Source organism: Aminiphilus sp., assembly GCF_029975095.1.
Classification (GTDB): domain Bacteria; phylum Synergistota; class Synergistia; order Synergistales; family Aminiphilaceae; genus Aminiphilus.
In genome coordinates this window covers 1-19,863 of record NZ_JARKPW010000177.1, presented here as the reverse complement: position 1 = coordinate 19,863, position 19,863 = coordinate 1, and the positions used below count along the sequence as shown (strand labels likewise).

Annotated in this window: 18 protein-coding genes; all 18 read left to right on the top strand. The window is 61.5% G+C overall.

Annotated features, from left to right (window positions below; all coding sequences use genetic code 11):
* Nucleotides 1-48: 48 nt before the first annotated feature.
* Nucleotides 49-2,322 (top strand): bifunctional (p)ppGpp synthetase/guanosine-3',5'-bis(diphosphate) 3'-pyrophosphohydrolase, encoded by a 2,274-nt coding sequence (locus Q1K49_RS11225; RefSeq protein ID WP_300526026.1) that lies wholly within the window; start codon nucleotides 49-51, stop codon nucleotides 2,320-2,322.
* A 4-nt stretch (nucleotides 2,323-2,326) separates the two neighbouring features.
* Nucleotides 2,327-2,776, top strand: a complete 450-nt coding sequence (dtd, locus tag Q1K49_RS11220) for a D-aminoacyl-tRNA deacylase (protein ID WP_300526024.1) — start codon at nucleotides 2,327-2,329, stop codon at nucleotides 2,774-2,776.
* Nucleotides 2,777-2,780: 4 nt separating this feature from the next.
* Nucleotides 2,781-3,461 carry an MBL fold metallo-hydrolase gene (locus Q1K49_RS11215; protein ID WP_300526022.1) on the top strand — a complete coding sequence of 227 codons (681 nt, stop codon included), beginning with the start codon at nucleotides 2,781-2,783 and terminating at the stop codon, nucleotides 3,459-3,461.
* A gap of 9 nt (nucleotides 3,462-3,470) precedes the next feature.
* Complete coding sequence (radC, locus tag Q1K49_RS11210; protein WP_213693780.1) at nucleotides 3,471-4,175, top strand: DNA repair protein RadC; 705 nt, start codon at nucleotides 3,471-3,473, stop codon at nucleotides 4,173-4,175.
* Nucleotides 4,160-5,215, top strand: a complete 1,056-nt coding sequence (locus tag Q1K49_RS11205) for a rod shape-determining protein (protein ID WP_213693781.1) — start codon at nucleotides 4,160-4,162, stop codon at nucleotides 5,213-5,215. The genes radC and Q1K49_RS11205 overlap by 16 nt, the downstream gene beginning before the upstream one ends.
* Before the next feature lie 41 nt (nucleotides 5,216-5,256).
* Nucleotides 5,257-6,033, top strand: a complete 777-nt coding sequence (gene mreC / locus Q1K49_RS11200; RefSeq protein WP_300526020.1) for a rod shape-determining protein MreC — start codon at nucleotides 5,257-5,259, stop codon at nucleotides 6,031-6,033.
* Entirely contained in the window at nucleotides 6,030-6,494 is a 465-nt protein-coding gene (locus Q1K49_RS11195; RefSeq protein ID WP_213693783.1) for a hypothetical protein, read from the top strand. The genes mreC and Q1K49_RS11195 overlap by 4 nt, the downstream gene beginning before the upstream one ends.
* Nucleotides 6,484-8,241, top strand: a complete 1,758-nt coding sequence (gene mrdA, locus Q1K49_RS11190; protein ID WP_300526019.1) for a penicillin-binding protein 2 — start codon at nucleotides 6,484-6,486, stop codon at nucleotides 8,239-8,241. The genes Q1K49_RS11195 and mrdA overlap by 11 nt, the downstream gene beginning before the upstream one ends.
* Nucleotides 8,238-8,942, top strand: a complete 705-nt coding sequence (gene minC / locus Q1K49_RS11185) for a septum site-determining protein MinC (protein ID WP_300526018.1) — start codon at nucleotides 8,238-8,240, stop codon at nucleotides 8,940-8,942. Before mrdA ends, minC begins: the two co-directional genes overlap by 4 nt.
* Nucleotides 8,943-8,963: 21 nt before the next feature.
* Entirely contained in the window at nucleotides 8,964-9,764 is an 801-nt protein-coding gene (gene minD / locus Q1K49_RS11180; RefSeq protein WP_300526017.1) for a septum site-determining protein MinD, read from the top strand.
* A gap of 18 nt (nucleotides 9,765-9,782) precedes the next feature.
* Nucleotides 9,783-10,079 (top strand): cell division topological specificity factor MinE, encoded by a 297-nt coding sequence (gene minE / locus Q1K49_RS11175; protein WP_300526016.1) that lies wholly within the window; start codon nucleotides 9,783-9,785, stop codon nucleotides 10,077-10,079.
* Nucleotides 10,076-11,203 carry a rod shape-determining protein RodA gene (rodA, locus tag Q1K49_RS11170; RefSeq protein ID WP_300526015.1) on the top strand — a complete coding sequence of 376 codons (1,128 nt, stop codon included), beginning with the start codon at nucleotides 10,076-10,078 and terminating at the stop codon, nucleotides 11,201-11,203. The genes minE and rodA overlap by 4 nt, the downstream gene beginning before the upstream one ends.
* A 72-nt stretch (nucleotides 11,204-11,275) precedes the next feature.
* Nucleotides 11,276-13,207, top strand: a complete 1,932-nt coding sequence (locus tag Q1K49_RS11165; protein WP_300526014.1) for a TIGR03960 family B12-binding radical SAM protein — start codon at nucleotides 11,276-11,278, stop codon at nucleotides 13,205-13,207.
* Nucleotides 13,207-13,854 (top strand): TIGR03936 family radical SAM-associated protein, encoded by a 648-nt coding sequence (locus Q1K49_RS11160; RefSeq protein WP_300526012.1) that lies wholly within the window; start codon nucleotides 13,207-13,209, stop codon nucleotides 13,852-13,854. Before Q1K49_RS11165 ends, Q1K49_RS11160 begins: the two co-directional genes overlap by 1 nt.
* Nucleotides 13,851-15,347 (top strand): Rne/Rng family ribonuclease, encoded by a 1,497-nt coding sequence (locus tag Q1K49_RS11155; protein ID WP_300526010.1) that lies wholly within the window; start codon nucleotides 13,851-13,853, stop codon nucleotides 15,345-15,347. The genes Q1K49_RS11160 and Q1K49_RS11155 overlap by 4 nt, the downstream gene beginning before the upstream one ends.
* A complete protein-coding gene (gene smc, locus Q1K49_RS11150; protein ID WP_300526009.1) occupies nucleotides 15,322-18,762 on the top strand; it encodes a chromosome segregation protein SMC in 3,441 nt (1,146 codons plus the stop codon). Before Q1K49_RS11155 ends, smc begins: the two co-directional genes overlap by 26 nt.
* A complete protein-coding gene (locus Q1K49_RS11145) occupies nucleotides 18,762-19,502 on the top strand; it encodes a methyltransferase (RefSeq protein WP_300526008.1) in 741 nt (246 codons plus the stop codon). The genes smc and Q1K49_RS11145 overlap by 1 nt, the downstream gene beginning before the upstream one ends.
* A partial coding sequence (locus Q1K49_RS11140) for a ribosomal RNA small subunit methyltransferase I (RefSeq protein ID WP_366146066.1) occupies nucleotides 19,460-19,863 on the top strand: 404 nt, incomplete at its 3' end. The genes Q1K49_RS11145 and Q1K49_RS11140, both read left to right, overlap by 43 nt.

Genomic DNA, 19,863 nt, shown 5'->3' with positions numbered 1-19,863 from the left:
GGTCGAGGCCGCGGAGGAGAACGAGGAAGCCTTGTGCGGGGGAGGGCCATGCGTGCCACTTTGGGAACGCTTGGGACCGAAACGCGTCAAGGACAGGGAATAGCTGCTTTGCGTCTCCTCCGGGACAGCTTCGTCGGCAGGCTTCCCGAGAACCAGCGTGTCACGCCGGTCAAGCTCGCATGGCAGGAATTGTGGGGGAAAGCGGCCCGCTTTCTTCCGAAGGAAGATCTTTCCGTGCTGGGAGAGGCCCTTGTGATCGCGGCGGAGGCGCACAAAGACCAAGTGAGGTCTACGGGAGACCCCTACATCGTACATCCTCTCAGCGTCGCCTCGATCCTTGCGGACATGCAACTCGACAGGGACACGCTCGTGGCGACGCTTCTGCATGATGTCCTTGAGGACACACCCCTCGGCTCGGCGACGTTGGAACAGAAATTCGGGGCACAGGTGCTCACCCTCGTTGATGGAGTCACGAAGCTCGGCAAGCTCCCCTTTCGTTCCTTCGAGGACTACCAGGCGGAAAATCTGCGCAAGATGTTCCTCGTCATGGCCAAGGATATCCGGGTGGTCCTGATCAAACTTGCGGACAGGGTGCACAACATGCGGACGCTTCAGGCCCTTCGGAGGGACAAGCAGCTCCGCATCGCCAAGGAGACCATAGAGATCTACGCGCCTCTCGCGCATCGACTCGGCATCTACCAGATCAAGAGGGAACTTGAGGACCTTTCCTACAAAATCCTCGATCCGGACATGTACCACGAGATCCGCCGCCGGGTCCGGAAGAAACTTCCCGAGCGGGAGGCCATTGTCAAGAAGGCCATCGACTTGCTTCAGGAACGACTCAAAGGTTCCGGAGTCGATGTGTACATCACGGGAAGAGCGAAACACTTCTACAGCATCTACGAGAAAATGCGAAGAAAAAACCTCTCCCTCGACCAGCTTTACGACCTGCTGGCGGTGAGGGTCATCGTCAATACGGTGGTGGAATGCTACACGGTTCTCGGCGTGGTGCACACCCTGTGGAAGCCTATTCCGGGGCAATTCGACGATTACATCGCCAATCCGAAGAACAACATGTACCAGTCTCTGCATACCACGGTGGTGGGCCCCAGCGGCGAGCCTCTGGAAGTGCAGATTCGAACCTGGGAGATGAATCTTCTCGCCGAATACGGTATTGCGGCTCACTGGCGGTACAAAGAACGCAAGACCAAAATGGACGAGCTCGACAACAAACTCACCTGGATACGGCAGGCTCTCGAATCCCCCGGAGAGGACAACGAGCCGGCGGAGTTTCTGGAGCATCTCAAGGCGGATGTGCTCACCTCGGAGGTCTTCGTGTTCACTCCCAAGGGGGATGTCATGAATCTCCCCCACGGTTCCACGCCCATCGATTTTGCCTACACCATCCACACGGAGGTAGGGAACAAGTGCGTCGGGGCCATGGTGAACGGTCGTATCGTCTCGATGGACTATACACTGCAGAACGGGGATATCGTGCGTGTGCTCACCTCCCCCCAGGGGCGCCCCTCCAGGGATTGGTTGAAGCTTGTCCGGAGTAATCGCGCTCAGGCGAAGATCCGGAGCTATTTCCGCCAGCAGGACAGAGCGGAGCGGGATGAACGGCTGGTCAAGGGGCAGGAGATGCTCGAGCGGGAGCTGCGCCGCCGTCTGGAGCAGCCGGATCTGGAGTTGGCCTCGGAGCACATGGGAGCTCTCAATAAAATCTCTCATGACATGGGATTCGCCAATGGGGAAGACCTGCTCGTGGAAATCGGATCGGGGCGTCAGAATCCCGGTGCCGTCGCATCGAGGGTCGTGCAGCTCAGGACAACGACGTCCCAGGATGTGGAAATTCCCCAGGAAGCAGTCATCCCGAAGAGGGAAGTCGACGCGGAGATCGTGGTGGACGGAACGGAAGGAGTGCTTGTGGGCATCGCCAACTGTTGCAGGCCCATTCCCGGTGATGCCATCGTGGGATACGTGACGAAGAACCGCGGCATCACCGTGCACAGGGTGGACTGTGCCAATGTGGACACCTCAGCGGGGGAGCGCACCGTCGCCGTTGCATGGGGAAGAAAGACCGCTCCCCGCTACACGAGCAGGGTCAAGCTCGAGGCGTCGGACAGACCGGGGTTGTTTGCCGAGGTCACCCAGGCCTTGGCCGCAGGAGATGCGTCCATTCTGAGCGTCAAGGCCAGTGTAAAGGGAGCCAATCGTGCGGTCATGGCCGCTGAGATCCAGGTCCACGATCTGGAACATCTCTATCGGATCATGGCGCGGATCAATACCGTTAAAGGTGTCATGCAGGTGGAACGGGGGTGATGTCGTGCGTGCCGTCGTGCAGCGTGTGGATTGGGCGAACGTTCGGGTCGGTGAGGAAACAGTGGGCGAGATCGGTTTGGGGTTGTGCGTTCTCCTCGGCGTCTCCGGGGAGGATACGGACGCCGATGTGACCTGGATGGCCGAGAAGATCGCCACGTTGCGCATTTTCGAAGATGCCGAGGGCAAACTCAACCGCTCTTTGAGCGATGTGGGGGGATCCATGCTCGTGATCTCTCAGTTCACGCTCTACGGGGATTGTCGGAAAGGGCGAAGGCCTTCCTTCACGGAAGCCGCGCCTCCCGAGAAAGGCAAGTCCTGTTACGAACGCTTCTGCCGTCTGGTTGAGGAGAAGAGCATTCCCGTCTCCACGGGGATCTTTCGTGCGGACATGCGGGTGTCTCTTTGCAACAATGGCCCCGTCACGATGATCATCGACAGCAAAGGGGTGTTCTAAAACCATGGAGATGCGCCGTTTCGCCCTGGGGGCGTTGTGGACGAACGGATACCTGGTGTGGACCGAGGAACGGCGGGGAATTTTCGTCGATCCCGGCGGCGATGTTTCGGAGGTCGAAGCCTGGCTCCGGGAAAAGGAGATCGTCCTCGAAGCAATCCTTCTCACTCATGGGCATGCGGATCATATCGCCGGCGTGGAGGGACTGCGCAGGGGGAAAGGAATTCCCGTGGCCATCCATGTCCTTGACGCGCCGAAACTCTCCGCCGCCACGGGAAACCTCTCCGCCTTCATGGGGAATCCTCTGGTGTGCGATGCGGCGGAGTTGCTCCTTGAGGACGGAATGGTTTTGGAGATCGCAGGACTTGCGATTCGTGTTCTCCATACTCCGGGGCACACCGAGGGGTGTTGCTGTTTCCTCGTGGAGCACCGGGCAGCCCTTTCGAAGGGGGCGACGGACGTCTCCGCGTCGGCCACGCGAGGGGGCGAGACGCTTCTCTTCTCCGGGGATACTCTTTTTGCCCAGAGCGTGGGCAGAACGGATCTGCCCGGAGGAGACGAGGCGACCCTGCTTCGCTCCCTGAAGAAACTTGCGGAACTTCCCGACGAGCTTCGAGTCCTTCCCGGCCACGGTCCGGAGACGACCATCGGGCGGGAGCGGGAAAGCAACCCTTTCTGGCCCCGTTAGGGGAATCGCGTGTTTCTTGCACGGTTACCCCGGGACCAGTGGCCCCGGGAACGCCTTTTCTCCCTGGGGCCTGAAGCACTTTCACTCTGCGAGCTTCTCGCTATTCTTTTGCATACGGGTTCTCGGGGGATGGACGTTTTGGAACTTGGCGGTATGCTCCTTGAGGAGTTCGGTGATCTTACGGGGCTCGCTCGGGCGGCTCCGGAGGAATTCCTCGCGGTGAAGGGGCTGGGCGAAGCCAAGGTGGCGAACCTCGTCGCGGCTCTGGAGCTGGCGAGAAGGTTGCGGAGCGAAAGCGCGAAAACGGACCGGAACGAGACGTGGCGCAACCGTGTCGCTTCCTGGGCCGAACACCTTGCGACGGAAGAGAGAGAGTTCATTCTTGCCCTGTTCCTGGATCGCAAGGGGCGAATCCTCGGGGAGAAGCAGGTTTCCTATGGTGGGCTGGACGGAGCTTTTCTGGACCTGCCGTTTCTGTTGCGAAGGGCCGTTCGTCTCGACGCGGCGGCGATGGTTCTCGGTCACAATCACCCCGACGGCACGCCGGAACCCAGCAAGGAGGACCGGGAACTCACACTGCTCCTCTCCAGGCGTCTTCGGGTGCTGGATATGGAGCTGCTCGGGCATTTCGTGCTGGCCGGCGGCAGGTTCGTTCCTGTTACGGTCGGCGAAGAGAGAAGGAAAGCGGGGGAATCTGCGTGTTCAAGTGGATAGCGGGGCTTTTCAGCCGTGATGTCGGCATAGATCTGGGTACGGCGAACATCGTCGTCTACGTTCAGGGACGGGGAATCGTCCTCAGCGAACCCTCCGCGGTGGCCATCAAGCACACGGGAAGAAAGGGAAAGGAAGAGGTCATCGCGGTAGGGGCCAGCGCCAAAGCCATGGTGGGCAAGACCCCCGCCGGAGTCGTGACGGTACGTCCGTTGCAACATGGGGTCATTGCGGACTTTGACATGACCGAGGCCATGATCGGCCATTTCATGACCGCTGCGACGGGAAGGCGTCGACTCCTCGCGCATCCCCGGGTGGTCATCTGTGTTCCCGCCTGCGTGACGGAGGTGGAGCGCCGGGCCGTCATCGACGCGACGCTCGGAGCGGGTGCTCGGGAAGCCTATGTCATCGACGAACCCATCGCTGCCGCCATGGGTGCGGGGCTCCCCATCCACGAACCGCGGGGGAACATGGTGGTGGACATCGGCGGCGGCACAAGCGAGGTGGCGGTGCTTTCCCTCGGGGGCATCGTGGTGAGCAAATCCCTTCGCTCCGCGGGTGACGAGATCGACGCGGCCATCGTGAACATGCTTCGGCAGAATTACACGCTCTGTATCGGTGATGTCACCGCGGAGGAGATCAAGATCAACATCGGCACTGCGATGCCTCTCGCTGAACCGCTCGTCATGGAAGTGAAGGGGAGGGACCTCATGGACGGCCTTCCCAAGGCGGTGCGCATCAGTTCCGAGGAGGTGCGGGAGGCGCTCAATCCCATCGCCCTTCGGATCGAGGAGATGGTGAAGGATGCGCTCGAACAGACTCCCCCGGAGCTTGCCCGGGACATCGTGGACCAGGGGATGGTTCTCACGGGAGGTGGCGCACTGCTTCGGGGGATGGGAGAACGCCTCCAGCGGACGTTGAACGTCCCAGTCATCACCGCCGAACAGCCGCTCTTTTCCGTTGCGCTCGGTGTCGGGCGCGTTCTCGACGAGCTGGATGCGATGAAGAAGATCCTCATCGCCGTGGACAAAGGAGTGCAGTGAGAGATTTTGCGCTGACGCAGTGAAAGAAACGGAGTGACGGTATGGAACGGAAGGGCGTGAACAATCCCTGGGTCCATGGTGTCCTGGCCGGTGTGGTGGGACTGCTGCTCTTCATCGTCTCCTTGCAGCTTCCCCTCGCACGAAACGCCATGGATGCCACGGCGAGGTTCCTTTACTGGCCGGAATACCCCGCCAGCGCGCTCAGGCGTCACCTCCGGGAGATGTACCTGTGGATCACCCGGGAAACGGAGCGCCAGGAGCGGTTCGAACAGCTGGAAGGAGAAGTTCTTGCGCTTCGCACCGTGGTACGTCGTCTCGGCGTGACGGAACCGCAACCTGTCCGGGGCATGGTAACCGCCCGGGTGACGCTTCGCGAACCGAGTCGGTGGTGGCAGGAAATCCGGATCGACCGGGGAAGCCTTTCGGGAATTCGCGTGGGCTCGCCGGTGCTGCAGAACGGATTTCTCATCGGAAGAGTCTCCCAGATTGGTGAGGGGTATGCCTGGGTCGAGCTGATCACCTCCAGTGCCCTGCTCAGTCCCGCCGTGTTGGATCGTACGAGGGATCTAGGTGTCGTTACGGGCGACGACGCGGGCAGAGTGCTGCTGCTCTACATCCCCGAGGAAAAAAACCTCCAGGCGGAGATGAGCGTCAGCACCGCTCTTGTGGGCGAATTCCTTCCTCCGGGTATCCCCATCGGCAAAGTCGCCTTTGCCCAGGAGGTGACCGGCGGATATCGCCCTTACGTTCTCGCCATCGGCGGTGATCTGGCCAGGCTGTACACCGTTTCCGTCATGGTCCGGGAGGGGCTGCCGTGATCTGGGCGACGGGTATGTGGTATCTTCAGGATCTTCTCCAGGTGGCGGCGTCGAGCGGAGTGCCGGTTCCCGAACTCTTCTTTCTGTTTCTGCTTCTTCTCTCCGTCACCGAGGAGTACGATCTCTGCGGTATGGTGTGGATCGCCTTCGTCGGCGGACTGTTCTGGGATCTGCGCTGGACGGGACTGCCTGGTTTTACCGCGGGCCTTTACGGCTTACTCCTCTCTCTGGTGGCGGGTACCTGGCGTCTTATTCCAGTTCAAGGGCGCACGTCCGCCCTGTTCGGCTGTTGTGCCCTCGGCGCTCATCTCGTCATCGGCCTGATGCGGGGAGCGCTGTTGTTGCCCACCGGGGCTTCCCTATGGCCTCTCGTCCTGCTGCAGCAGCTTGCGGGGATGCCCCTCATCCTCCTCGGCATTCTCTGGTTTTCCCGGAGAGAAGGGCCGTGCCGTGTCCCCTGAACGGACCTCCATGGATTTTCGCCTTCTCGTCTGGAGAATTTTCATGGTAGTGGGACTGTTTCTTCTGGTGGGAGGGCTTTATTCGTTTCAGGTCGCTCAGGCGGATCGCTATGTCAAGCTTGCCACGGACAACCGGCTGCGGTTCATCCGTATTCCTCCGCCTCGGGGAGTGATCTACGACGCAAACGGTCTCTCCCTCGCGGAGAACGTCCGGACCTTCGACATAAAAGGATATCCGCTGGATCTTTCCAAGGAGGGAGTCCTTTCGCGGATTGCCGTGCTGTTTCAGCGACACGGCATTCCATTTACTGAAGAGGATCTGGCGCGCTCCTGCGACAGGCAGTTCTGGGCACCTTTCCGGGCAGTGACGCTCGTGAGCAATCTCACCCTGTCCCAGGTAGCGGATCTCGTGACCGATCCGGAGTTCGTACCGCAGCTCTTTCCCTTTCCCGTGTGGCGTCGTATCTATCCTGCAGGTCCTCTCGCGGCGCATATCACGGGATATGTGGGAGAAATCACCCGGGAGGAACTGCAGCAGCGGGGTGACCAGGGGTACCTCGGAGGAGATCAGCTCGGGAAGGCCGGGATCGAACGTTTCTACGAAGAACAGCTTCGCGGACAGGCGGGCGAGGAAGCCGTCGAGGTGGATGCCCGGGGACGGCGTCTTCGACAGATCGATTATCGTCCTCCAGCGCCGGGAGCGGACATTCGTCTGACCCTCGATCTCGGTGCCCAGAGAGTTGCGTCGGAACTCATGGGCGGGCGGCGGGGTGTCTTGCTTGCCATGGACGTGCACACCGGTGCATTGCGTGTCTTTTATTCGTCGCCCACCTACGATGTGAACCCTCTCACCTGGGGGGTGTCTCCGTCGGAGTGGGGGAAGCTCGTCAATGACCCGGATCGTCCCATGCTGAACAGGGCCATCGGCGGTGTCTATCCGCCGGGATCGGTCTTCAAGGTTGTTCCCGCTCTTCTGGGGCTCGCGTCCGGAACGGTGACCGCCTCCACGACGGTACACTGCCCGGGCTATCTAAAGCTCGGGGACAGGACATTCCGTTGCTGGCAGCGCTGGGGACACGGCAGAGAGAATCTCGTGGCGGCCATCCGGGATTCCTGCGACGTGTATTTCTACCAGCTCGGGCTATGGCTCGGTGCGGATGCTCTCGTTTCCTTCGCGGAGCGTTTCGGCGTAGGGAAGCTCACCGGAGTGGATCTTCCCGGAGAGGTGGAGGGAACCGCTGCGGGAAGGGAGTGGAAAAAACGACGTCTCAATGAATCCTGGTACCAGGGGGATACGGTCAATTATTCCATCGGGCAGGGTTTTCTGCTCATGACGCCCCTTCAGGTAGCGCGCATGGCTGCCGTCGTGGCAAACGGCGGCAAACTCGTCACTCCTCATTTCGCCGAAGGACATCCCGCTCCCGTGACGGATCTCCAGCTTCCTCAGGAGGCACTTCGGCTCGTTCGGAAGGGACTGGAAGAGGTTGTTCGAACGGGCACGGGGAAACCCGCCGGAGGGTTCGGTGTCGAGATCGCGGGAAAAACGGGAACGGCTCAGAACGCTCATGGCGAGGATCACGCGTGGTTTTTCGGCTACGCTCCCGCGAAGGATCCGAAACTGGTGGCGGTGGCTCTCGTGGAGGGGGGAGGCAAGGGGAGCAGTGTGGCCGGTCCTCTTGTCGCCGAGCTTCTTGCGTATCTGTGTCTCGGAGAACGACGTGGAAACGAGGGGAGAGGCGGGCAATGAACGAGAAGAACGGCGAAGAACTCCGGGGAGAACCCGCTGAAAACGGGCAGATTCTCCTGAAGGGGGGCGTCCAGGGATTACGGCTCATCATTCCCGAGCATTTTTCCGGTGAAGAATTGCGAAAGGGGTTGCAGGAGATCCTCTCCGGAGGAAAACACATCCTCCAGGGTGCCCGAGTCGTGTTCGATCTCCAGGGGCGCTCCACGGACGCCGGGGAGATACTCTGGATTCTGGAGCACTTTGTCTGGCCCGGCAATGTCTTCGTGCTTTCCTGGGTAACCTATTCCGCGGAGACTCTGGACATCCTCCGTCGGAGCGGATTCCCCACGGGGGAACCCGCTCCGACAGGACATGCCGCCGAGTGTGCCCGCGTTTCTCTCGTGCTGGAGCGTTCCTTGCGTTCCGGACAGAGAGTCGAACACGGAGGCGATGTCGTCATTGTCGGCTCCGTGAATGACGGTGCGGAGGTCTTTGCCGGGGGCAACATCGTCGTGTGGGGGCGACTCCAGGGGATCGCTCATGCCGGCTCGGAGGGCAATGCCGATGCCCGGATCCTGACAAGGGTCTTCGAAGCCTCACAGGTGCGCATCGGGCGAAAAGTGAGTTATGTGGACAAGGATTCCTCCTGGTGGGGAAAATCCGTCGTCATCGGTATCGAGGATGAGACGTTCATCGTTCGGCCTCTGACGATCCAGTCGTAGCAACGGGGAGGGTGTTCGGGTATGACCTGTCGCGTAATCGTTGTGACATCGGGCAAGGGTGGTGTAGGCAAGACGACCACTACGGCGAATCTCTCTGTGGCCCTGGCGAGTCGAGGCTACAAGGTCGTAGCTATGGACGCGGATATCGGCCTTCGGAATCTCGATGTGGTATTGGGCCTGGAGAACCGCATCGTGTACACTCTTGTGGACGTGGTGGAAGGCAATTGTCGGCTTCTCCAGGCGCTCGTGCGGGACAAACGGGTGAACAATCTTCACCTCCTTCCCGCAGCCCAGACGCGAACCAAGGATGCGGTGACGCCCGAACAGATGCGAACTCTCTGCGATGAGCTGCGCGAGCACTTCGACTTCGTTCTCGTCGATAGTCCTGCGGGTATCGAGGGAGGTTTCCGCAACGCCGCGGTGGGTGCGGATGAAGCCCTGGTGGTGACCACGCCGGAGGTGTCGGCGGTCCGTGACGCGGATCGGATCATCGGGATGCTCGAAGCCATGGGAAAATCTCCCATCCGTCTGGTCATCAACCGGATTCGTCCCTATATGGTGAAGCGCGGGGACATGCTCGACGTGGCGGACGTGCTGGACATTCTCGCCGTCGATCTCGTGGGGGTCGTTCCCGACGACGACAGTGTGGTTACCTCCACCAACAGGGGCGAGCCCCTGACACTCGGGGGAAACAGTCCGGCCTCGAAAGCCTTTGAGAATATTTCCCTGCGTCTCTGCGGGGAGGATGTGCCTTTCTTGAATCTCGATACTCCCGAGAAGGAAGGGCTTTTTGGCAAGGTGAAAAAACTCTTTGGCCTGTAGCGGACGGAGGGAACGACCATGGGTTTCTTGAGCAGGCTTTTCGGCTCCGGAGGGACGAAAAACGTCGCGAAGGAGCGGCTTCAGCTCGTTTTGATCCACGACAGAACGGACATTTCACCCGCCCTCATGGAGGATCTGCGCCGTGATCTCATTGCGGTGATCAGCAACTATCTCGAGATTGACGAGATGCACATCGACATCGACCTCGAGAGGGAGGATCGTTCCGTTGCCCTTGTGGCCAACATTCCCGTGCGTACGGTGAAACGGGCCTATGCCCGTTCCGGGCGAGGCGGGGAGATGTCCTCCGGCGAATGAACGCACCGGTATCCACCCGAAGCTTCACGGAGCATCTCACGTTGAAAGAGCGGCTGCGTCTTCTCGACAAGGGCGCGCTTGCCGCAGCGATCATCCTTTTTGCCACCGGAGTCGTTGCCATCTACAGTGCGGGGTATGGCGGGCGTGAACTGTTCGCCTACAAGCAGATTCTCTGGGGAGGAGTCGCGGCCTGCGCCTATGTGGGCACCATCTGGATAGGTCATGAGCGGGTACTGCGCTATGCCTATCCTCTTTTTTGGTTCGTGCTCCTGCTTCTCCTCGTGGTTCTTCTCGTCGGCATTGAGGCCAAGGGGGCGCAGCGCTGGATTTCCTTCGGCTTCTTCCGGCTTCAGCCGTCCGATGTGGGAAAGATCGCGCTCTCGGCGGTACTCGGAAAACATCTGTGCCGCTATCCGCCGAAGAACCTGAAGAACCTCTGTTCGGGAATAGCTCTTGCGGGCTTGCTCGGCGGACTGGTTTTCCTCCAGCCTGATCTGGGCAGTGTCGTCGTCTACGCCTTCATGACCTTTGTCGCTCTCTTTCTGGCGGGAACGCCGGGGAAATATCTCGGAGCCCTCATCGGAGGCGGAATGGCGCTCCTGCCCCTCGGCTGGACTTTTCTCAAGGAATACCAGAAAAACCGCATTCTCGTTTTTCTCGATCCCTACGTGGATCCCCTGGGGGCGGGCTACAACGTGATCCAGTCCCGCATCGCCGTTGGAGCGGGGGGGCTTTTCGGAAAGGGGTATCTCCAGGGAAGTCAGAGCAAGCTTCGTTTTCTTCCGGAACCGCATACGGATTTCATTTTCAGCGTCTTTGCCGAGGAGACGGGTTTTGTCGGAGCGGTGATCCTCCTCGCGCTCTTCGGATTTCTGCTTTGGCGCATTGCCGTTGCGGGAGCACGGTCGAAGGATCTTCGGTGCAAGGTCATGGTGGGAACTCTCGCGGCGGGAATCTGGTTCCACGTGTTTCAATGCGTTGCCATGAGCATGGGGCTCATGCCCGTGAAAGGTATTCCTTTGCCGCTCTTCAGCTACGGGGGGAGCTCTCTACTGGGGCAGGGGATCGCCCTGGGCCTGGTACAGAGTGTGTTCATCCACTCCACGCGCCCCTACGAAGAATAACGCCGGTGCCGCTTCGGATGGAACCGGTTCAGGATAGATGGTGCGAGAGATGTCGAGTAAGGAGATGTGTCCATGGTTTTTTCGGAAGAATCGGATGATTTGTGGCGGATTCTCGCCAGAGTGAGAAAACCCTCTCGATACACGGGGGGCGAATGGGGTGCCCGGATTCCCTCGGAGACCTCCGAGGAGCTGCTTCGGCTCTGTCTCGCCTTTCCCGATGTGTACGAGGTCGGAATGAGCTATGTGGGATTCCAGATCCTCTACGCTCTGGCGGAAACGCTCCCCGGTGTCGGGGTGGAGCGTTGCTATTGTCCTTGGACGGATATGGAACGGGAGCTCGCCGCCTCGGGCAGGCCGCTTTTCTCGCTGGAGGGGCGCCGCCCCCTGAAGGAGTTTCATGTTCTCGGTTTCACACTCCAGTACGAGTTGACCTACACGAATGTCCTTACCATGCTTCATCTCGGTGGCATTCCTCTGCGGAGTGTGGAGCGGGGTGAGGATGATCCTCTCGTCGTGGCCGGCGGCCCCGGAGCGCTTACGCCGGAACCCATGTCGCCTTTCATTGATGCCTTCTGCGTGGGTGACGGGGAAATACTCCTCCCGGAGATTCTCGAATGCCTCCGTGCTGTGAAGGGCGCGTCGCGAGAGGAACGTCTGCGGCAACTCGCCGCCGTCCCCGGTGTCTATGTTCCCGCTTTCGTCACCTACACGCCGGGTCCCTCCGGGTTTTTCGTCTCCGGCGGCAGCACGCCTCTCCCTGTGGAACGCCGTTTCGTCCCCGACCTCGACAAGTCCTTCGCTCCGGAGACGATGGTGGTTCCCTCCACGGAGATCGTGCATGATCGTGCGGTGGTGGAGGTCTTCCGAGGGTGCACCCGGGGGTGTCGGTTCTGTCAGGCCGGCATGGTTCACCGTCCTCTTCGGGAGCGCGCTCCCGAGTCGGTGGAACATCTCGTGGAAAAACTGCTCGATGCGTCGGGGTGCGAAGAAGTGGGGCTTATGTCTCTCGCCACCTGCGATTACTCGCATCTCTCCGCTGTCCTGGACCGGCTCGGCCCTCTTTTGAAGGGACGTCATGCCTCCCTCAGTCTGCCGAGCCTTCGGATGGACGCGTTTTCCGTAGCTCTCGCGGATTCACTGGAGCCACTGCGACGAGGTGGATTGACCTTCGCCCCCGAGGCGGGAACGGCGCGTCTTCGGGCGGTCATCAACAAGGGAATCAGCGAGGAAGACATGGAGAACACCGTGGACGAGACGTTTCGCCGGGGATGGGAGCGGGTGAAGCTCTATTTCATGATGGGGCTTCCCACCGAGACGGAGGAGGACCTGGAGGGAATTCTCTCCGTCTCGAAACGCCTCCTCGCCATCGGCAGGCGGCACACGAAGCGCGCCCAGATGGCGGTCTCCGTGGCGGGGTTCGTTCCCAAGGCGCACACGCCGTTCCAGTGGGATTCCCAGGCCACCATGGAGGAACTGCGGGAGAAGGGACGCTTTCTCAAATCAAGAACGACGGACAAACGCATCACGCTCTCCTATCACGAGCCGGAACAGACCTTTCTGGAGGGCGTGCTCGGTCGGGGGGACTCTCGGCTTGGTGATGTGGTGGAGCGGGCATGGCGGCTCGGTGCCAGGTTCGATGGATGGGGGGAGTCCTTCGATTTTGGAATCTGGCGGCGCGCCTTCGAGGAGACCGGTGTGGATCCTTTTCCCGTCGTGTTGCGGGAACGGGGGCAAAACGAGCCTTTTCCGTGGGATCACATTCGTTCCGGCGTTCGCCGGGAGTTTCTCTGGAAGGAGAGGGAGCGGAGCAGAGAAGCGTTGTTCACGCCGGATTGTCGCGGGGCATGCACAGGATGCGGGTTCGAGCGACACTGTCTCCGTGCCCGGGGTATCGCCGGGAAATCCCTGGATGGCGACTGCGTGTCGAGAAGCTCGTGTGACCATCCTCTTCCGGTGTCTTCCGGGCCGGCTCGGGAAATCCCGCAGGAAAAGGGGGGTGCGTGATGCGGTTGCGTTTTCTCTTTTCGAAGCGAGATCGCGCCGCCTTTCTTCCTCACGTGGAGCTTCCCAAAGTTTTCGCCCGGTCGCTTCGCCGTGCGGGCGTTCTCTTGTGCCATACCGAAGGGTTTTCGCCTCGACCGAAGATCAGTCTGGGGCCGGCGCTCCCCATGGGGGTACCGGCGCTCGCGGAACCCGGCGAGGTATGGGTGGAGGAATGGAACCAGGAAACCTCGGATCGGTGGAAGAACTGTCTGCCCGAGGGAGTGTCCGTTCTCGCCGTGCAGGAAGTTGCCGGTCCGGCGTTGCATACGCTGTGCGAACTCGCCGCCTATCGACTTCGTCTCCGGAACCCCGAGCGGCTTGACGATGCGGAACGCCTTCTCCAAAGCGGCGAAAGCGGTCTTGGCGCGTTGAAGGGGTGCTGTCGAAAAGCGGAGGCGCTTTTTTTCAGTGTGGAAACTCCCGAGAAGGGCGTGGGCAATCTCGTGAAAGCTCTGATCGGCGCGGAGATCGTCGCAGGGTGGGATGATCTCTTTCTTGTCCGCCTATGCGTGGGGCGGCGCGAAGGAGACTCTGTGTCCTTCGACTTCGGCGAAGAATGCGGCATATCGCTCCCCTTTCCTCTTGTGAACGTAGGAGGCGCCCCATGAACATCATTCGAAAGATCATCGCCAATACCATAGATCCCGAGGAGACGAGGGTCGCCATCGTGGAAGAGGGGCGATTGGCGGAGATGTTCGTGGAACGCATGTGGGAACGACAGCGAACCGGCGAAATCTACAAGGCCAGGGTGGACAGCGTGCTCCCGGGAATGCATTCCGCCTTTCTGAACCTCGGGGACGGAAGGAACGCGTTCCTTTACCTTGCCGACGCAAGGGGGATCACGGTGAAGCCCAACGGAGAGCTGCTGGTGCAGGTTGTCAAGTCTGCCAGAAAGGGAAAGGGAGCTCGGGTGACTCCGCGCATCTCGCTTCCCGGAAGGTATCTGGTACTCGTTCCCGGAGGGCACGAGGTCGGGGTCTCCCGGCGGATTTTCGACGAGGACGAACGGAAGCGTCTTCGCCGTGTCGCCAGGGCTCTTCGCCCGGAAGGTGTGGGCATCATCGTCCGTACCGTCGCGGAAGGCATGGATGACGAGGCGCTCCGGCGCGACCTGGAGGAGCTGCTCGTTTTCTGGCAGGAGATCGAGCACAATGCGAAGAAGCAGAGCGCTCCCTGTCTCCTGTATCGAGATCTGGGGCTGCTCGGAAGGGTTCTGCGCGACGAACTCACGGAAGAGGTGAGTGAGATCGTGGTGGACTGCGAAGAGGAAGCGGAGCGTGTCGGCTCCTACGTGGCACGTTTTTCCGGGGAGACGGTTCCGGAAGTCAACGTCTACAGGGGAGCGACACCCATCTTCGAGTTCTTCGGAATCGAACGGGAGCTCGAGGCGGCTTTGGACCGGAAGATCTGGCTTCCCTCGGGCGCCTATCTCATTGCCGAACAGACCGAGGCGCTCACGGTGATCGATGTGAACACGGGAAAATTCACGGGCAAGACGGACTTGCGCTCCACGGTGCTGGAGACGAACCTGGAAGCCGCGGAAGAGATCGCCAGGCTTCTCCGACTGCGTGCGGTAGGGGGGATCGTGGTCATCGATTTCATCGACATGGATCACGAGGAAGACCGGCAGACTCTCCTGAACAGGCTGCACGGGGTGTTCCAGCACGACCGCTACCGGGCGAAGGTCTTCGGCGTCACGCAGCTCGGCCTCGTGGAGATCACCCGGAAACGGGCACGTCCCGACCTGAGGAGTACCTTTACGAGAGGGTGTCCTTTCTGCGGAGGCAGCGGGTGGGTCCTCAAGGAGGACAGCGTCGCCATGTCCCTGAAGCGCTTTTTGCGCAAGGTGATCTGCTCCAGCAGATCCGAGGCCATGCTGGTGGAGCTGCACCCCGTGGTGGCCCGTTATGTGGCGGAGACCTACCTGGCCTCATGGGAGGAAGAGTTCGAACGCAGGTTCTTCCTCGTCGAAGCCCCCGACGCGGCCTGGGAAAAATACCGCATGGAAGCTCAGGGGTCTCTGGAGCAGGTTGAGCATAAGCTCTCCCTCCTGGAGGGGAGGGAGGTTCCTCCGATTGTACATCGCACGACTTCAGCTTAAGGGATTTAAGAGCTTCGGCGGTGTTCACGACCTTCCCATGAGTCCGGGCTTCACCGCCGTGGTGGGGCCCAACGGAAGCGGTAAGAGCAATCTCCTCGACGCACTTCGCTGGGTTCTCGGCGACATGAACCCGGGGCGCCTGCGCATTGTACGGCAGAGCGATCTTATCTTTGCGGGCAGTCTCTCCCTTCCCCGGGCGGAAGAGGCGGAGGTGGCCGTGCAGCTTCGGAGCGAGGCGCGCTCTTCCCTTTTTCGCCGAAAAGTGCAGCGGGACGGCACGAGTCTCGTGCTCATCGATGGCGCCCGTGTCCGCCTTCAGGATCTGGATGAGGTGAAGCGCGCCTGGAACCTTGAGGGCGACCGCTTCGCCTTCATCGGCCAGGGAGATGTGACGGAGGTGGTCCAGCAGCGCCCTCTCGCCCGGAGAATGCATCTGGAGGCGCTCTTCGGCATTGACGTGTACCGACGGCGGAGAGATGACGCAGTGGCGAAGCTCCAAGCGGCGGGGGCGGAGCTTGCCCGTCTGGAGACGCTCATGGCCGAGCTGGAGGCTCGACGGGGCGTTATCGCCCCGGAGGTGAGAAAAGCCCGGATCGCGTCGACGCTTCGGGCCGAACTGGACGAAGCCAGGCGCCTGCTCTACTGGATTCGCCGCGGGGAGGCGGAACGCGAGCGGGAGGAACTTCTCGCCGAAGTGCGTCACATGGAAGAGCGCCGAACGCTCGCCGAAAAATGGCTCGAACGCTGGAGGGCTCTTGAAGAACGCTTTGTCCGGGAGTCGGAGCAGCTTTCCACGGGAGAGCGCGCACTCCTGGAGGAAACGGAACGGATTGCACGGAGGCGCGACGTGCTCCGTCGCCAGGCCTTTGCTTCCGGTACCGCCTTGCGCCATGTCAAGGAGGGCCTTGTCCGTTTTTCCGAACAGGAAGCGCGGTCCGAAAAAGCGTTGGCTCTTGCCGAGGAGGAGGCGCGCCTGCGGGCTGCGGCGTTTCAGGATGCCGATGCGGCGTTCGCCCGGGCGCTCCAGGAAGCGGAGGAGGCCGATGCGGTGTGGCGCCGGCACACGGAAGCCCTCGGCGAAGAACGGCTTCTCCGCGAGGAGTTGCGGGCCGAGCTTGCCAAGGCCGATGTGGATCTTGCCGCCTCGAAGGGACGCCTCGGAGCGCTGGGAAAGTGCGTGTGGGAATTCCGGACGTCATGCCTGGAAGAAGAAGAGCGTCTTGCCCTTCTCCAGAAAGAGCGGGATGAAGAACGTCTTCAAGAGGAAGCGTGTCGTCACGAGCACGAAGAGGCAGTGCTTCGGCACAGCGATGCCTATGCCCTCTGTCAGGAGTGCGCTGGAGAGCTTCAAGTGCTCCGCCGGGAGATCGGGCGTGCGGCGTCGCGCCTGGAGGAGTACCGCGAGACAGCCCAGGGAGATCTCTACCCCAGGCCGGTACAGCATCTCGTGGCTGCGGCGAAGCTGGGGAGGCTTTCCGTTCGCCCTCTGCCGCTGGTGGAGGCCTTCTCCTGCCCGTCCGATCTCATCCGTGCCGTGGAGGCCTTTCTCGGGGGACGCCAGTTCTGGCTTCTCGTGGAAACTTTCGATGAAGCTCAGGTATGCATTGAGCAGCTCAAACGGACGGGGAACGGCCGGGCCACCTTTCTGCCTCTGGAAAGGACCCATCCCCGCTTTCCTCAGAAGGACCTTTCCCTTCCGCGGGGTGTGGTGGGGTGGGCGGTGGAGCTTCTGCAGATGGACCCTCACTGGGAATCCTGCGTTCGGCACGTTCTCGGGGACCTTCTCCTGGTGGAGCGCTACGAGGTGGGCGCATCCCTCTCCCGAAGCGGGTGCCGGGCTCCCGTGGCCACTCTTGACGGAGACGTCTTTCTTTCCTCGGGGACGGTGAGCGGCGGTCGCAGCAAAAGTGGTCCTGGTGCCATGGAGTTACGGCGTCTGATGAGCGAGGCCGAGGCGGAAGTGTCCCGCTTGGAAGCGTCGGCGAAGGAACTTGCCTGGAGCCTCCGGGAGGCCGAGGACAGGGAACGCGCCGCCTCCAAGCGCAAGCAGGAGACCGCGGAAGCGCTGGCGGCAAGAGAGAGGTTCCTGGAGGAAAAGGAGCGCCTCCTCCAGTCCGCGCTTCGGGAGCGACTTCACCGGGAAGAGGAGCTTCTCCGAACGAGAGAGTCCCTCAAAGAGGAAGGGCGACGCTATGGAGAGCTTCTGCGGTGTTTCCGGGAACTGCAGGAGCTCCTGCAAACCCTGTCCGCCCTTCCGGAGGACCGGGAATTGGAATCCCGCGTGACTGCCCTGCGCGCCACTGCTCGACTGGCGGAGGAGAAGCGTCTTGCGGCGAAGGATCTGGCGGAGCGGACCCGGCTTTCTCTCGGCGAGCTTCGGGAAGCGCTGGCCGTCCATGTGCGCGATCGTGAGGACTTGTCCCGCCAGGGGATTTCCGAGAGGGAAAAACTTGCGCTTCTCGGAAAGGAGTTCCGGGAGTTGCGGCTTCAGGAGGAAGATCTGGCCCGGCGTCTGGAACGGGAGCGTCTTTCCCTGAATGCACTCCACCGGAGACGCGACCGAGCGAGGCGCGGCACCCGGAGCGGAGAGGAGCGCCTGGCGGCGGATCGTGAGCGGGAAATGCGGACACGACGGCGCGTCGAAGATTTGCAACGCGAGGTGGATGATGCCGTTGCGCTCTGGGAGGAACAGTTTCCCTATCCGGGAGAGGCCTTCCATGCTTCGTCGCAAGACGCGGGTGGCCTTTCTCCCCGAGAGCGCACCGAGGAACTGCGGAGGACGATCCGGGAGCGGGAGAGAAGCCTCAAGGCTCTGGGGGAAGTTGATCTCGGTACCTTGTCCGAGGATCGTTCCCTGGAGGAACGTCTCGCTTTTCTGAAGGAGCAGGTGGGGGACGTGCGCTCCGGCATGGAGGAACTGCGGCGCTTCCTCGAAGAGACCGACCGCCATGCGGGTGCTCTTTTCTCCAAGGCCCTGGAGGGGATCGATCAGCGGTTCGACGCGCTCTTTCAGCGTCTCTTCGGCGGTGGCGAGGCGCGCCTCTCCCTCGCGGAGGGGAGTGAACTCTGGGAGGCCGGCGTGGAGGTCATCGCCCGTCCGCCGGGGAAAAAACCGCAACATCTCGGTCAGCTTTCCGGTGGCGAACAGTCTCTCACCGCCATTTCCCTTCTCTTTGCCGCCATGGAGATCGCCGGAGTGCCTCTCGCCGTGCTCGACGAGGTGGATGCGGCCCTGGACGAGGTCAATCTCAGGCGCTTTGCGGTGCTGGCCAAGGAATATTCCCGCGCCATCCAGATACTGGCCATGACGCATCGGCGTTACACCATGGAACAGGCGGACCTGCTCTATGGAGTGACCATGTCCGAGCCGGGACTTTCTCAGGTAGTGGGAGTCCGGCTGGAGGAGTGGTCCTGATGGAGTTTACGAGGGACGATCTTCTCTGGGGAGAACTCTCCCTTCTCCAGCCCAGAACAGGTCCGAGGGTTACGGTGGACACCGTCCTCCTCGCTGCCTTTACCCGGGTGAAAGCTCGCGAACGGGTCCTGGAACTGGGCAGTGCCTCCGGCGCGGTGTCACTGCTGCTTGGGTGGCGTTTTCCCGAGGCGGAGGAGATTCTCGGCTTGGAGATCCAGGAGGACCTTGTGTCTCTCGCCGCCCGCAACGCCGCGGAGAACGGTCTCGCTGACCGTGTCCGTTTTCTTCCAGGGGATCTGCGGAGAATGAAAGAACTGCTTCCTCCCGAGAGCCGTTCCGTCGTGGTGGCCAACCCCCCTTACGACGAGGAGGGAACGGGCCGTCCGAGCCCGGTCCGCTCCGAGGCCGTGGCCCGGCACGGGCTCTGTTGCACGCTGGAGGATGTCGTCTCCGGAGCGCGATGGGTCCTCCCCACAGGGGGACGTTTCTACGTGGTCATCCGTGCTCGCCGGGGAGCGGAACTGCTTGGAAGGCTTCGGGAGAACGGGCTCGAACCGAAGCGCATCCGTTCCGTTCACCCGAGGCCGGAAAAGAACGCCTTTCTTCTGCTCGTGCAGAGTACCAAAGGGGCCGGGGCGGGACTCGTCGTCGAGCCGCCCCTTTTCGTGGCGGACGAGAAGGGGGCGACATCGGCGGAATGCCTGCGGGCCTACTCGAAGGAGGGATTGTCCTGCCCCTGATCGTTGTTCCAACCCCCATCGGAAACCTGGAGGACATCACGCTTCGGGCGCTTCGGGCGCTTCGGGAGTGTGATCTCGTCGCCTGCGAGGACACGAGACGGACCCTCATTCTGCTGCGGCGGTACGCCATCAGGAAGCCCATGCTTTCCTGCCATGAGCACAACGAGCGGGCCCGCACGGAAAAAGTACTCGCCCTCCTTGAAGAGGGGAAAACGGTGACCCTCGTCTCCGATGCGGGGACGCCGGGAATTTCCGATCCGGGAACGATCCTTCTCGCCGAGGCCCTGTCCCGCGGGTTCGACGTGGATGTTCTCCCGGGGGCCACGGCACTGATTCCTGCCCTCCTGTTGTCAGGGCTGTC

Bases quoted from the DNA above. Each gene is read 5' to 3' on its own strand.
- Q1K49_RS11225 (WP_300526026.1), top strand. From the start codon at position 49: ATGCGTGCCACTTTGGGAACGCTTGGGACCGAAACGCGTCAAGGACAG.
- Q1K49_RS11215 (WP_300526022.1), top strand. From the start codon at position 2,781: ATGGAGATGCGCCGTTTCGCCCTGGGGGCGTTGTGGACGAACGGATAC.
- mreC (WP_300526020.1), top strand. From the start codon at position 5,257: ATGGAACGGAAGGGCGTGAACAATCCCTGGGTCCATGGTGTCCTGGCC.
- minC (WP_300526018.1), top strand. From the start codon at position 8,238: ATGAACGAGAAGAACGGCGAAGAACTCCGGGGAGAACCCGCTGAAAAC.
- minD (WP_300526017.1), top strand. From the start codon at position 8,964: ATGACCTGTCGCGTAATCGTTGTGACATCGGGCAAGGGTGGTGTAGGC.
- minE (WP_300526016.1), top strand. From the start codon at position 9,783: ATGGGTTTCTTGAGCAGGCTTTTCGGCTCCGGAGGGACGAAAAACGTC.
- rodA (WP_300526015.1), top strand. From the start codon at position 10,076: ATGAACGCACCGGTATCCACCCGAAGCTTCACGGAGCATCTCACGTTG.
- Q1K49_RS11165 (WP_300526014.1), top strand. From the start codon at position 11,276: ATGGTTTTTTCGGAAGAATCGGATGATTTGTGGCGGATTCTCGCCAGA.
- Q1K49_RS11160 (WP_300526012.1), top strand. From the start codon at position 13,207: ATGCGGTTGCGTTTTCTCTTTTCGAAGCGAGATCGCGCCGCCTTTCTT.
- Q1K49_RS11155 (WP_300526010.1), top strand. From the start codon at position 13,851: ATGAACATCATTCGAAAGATCATCGCCAATACCATAGATCCCGAGGAG.
- Q1K49_RS11145 (WP_300526008.1), top strand. From the start codon at position 18,762: ATGGAGTTTACGAGGGACGATCTTCTCTGGGGAGAACTCTCCCTTCTC.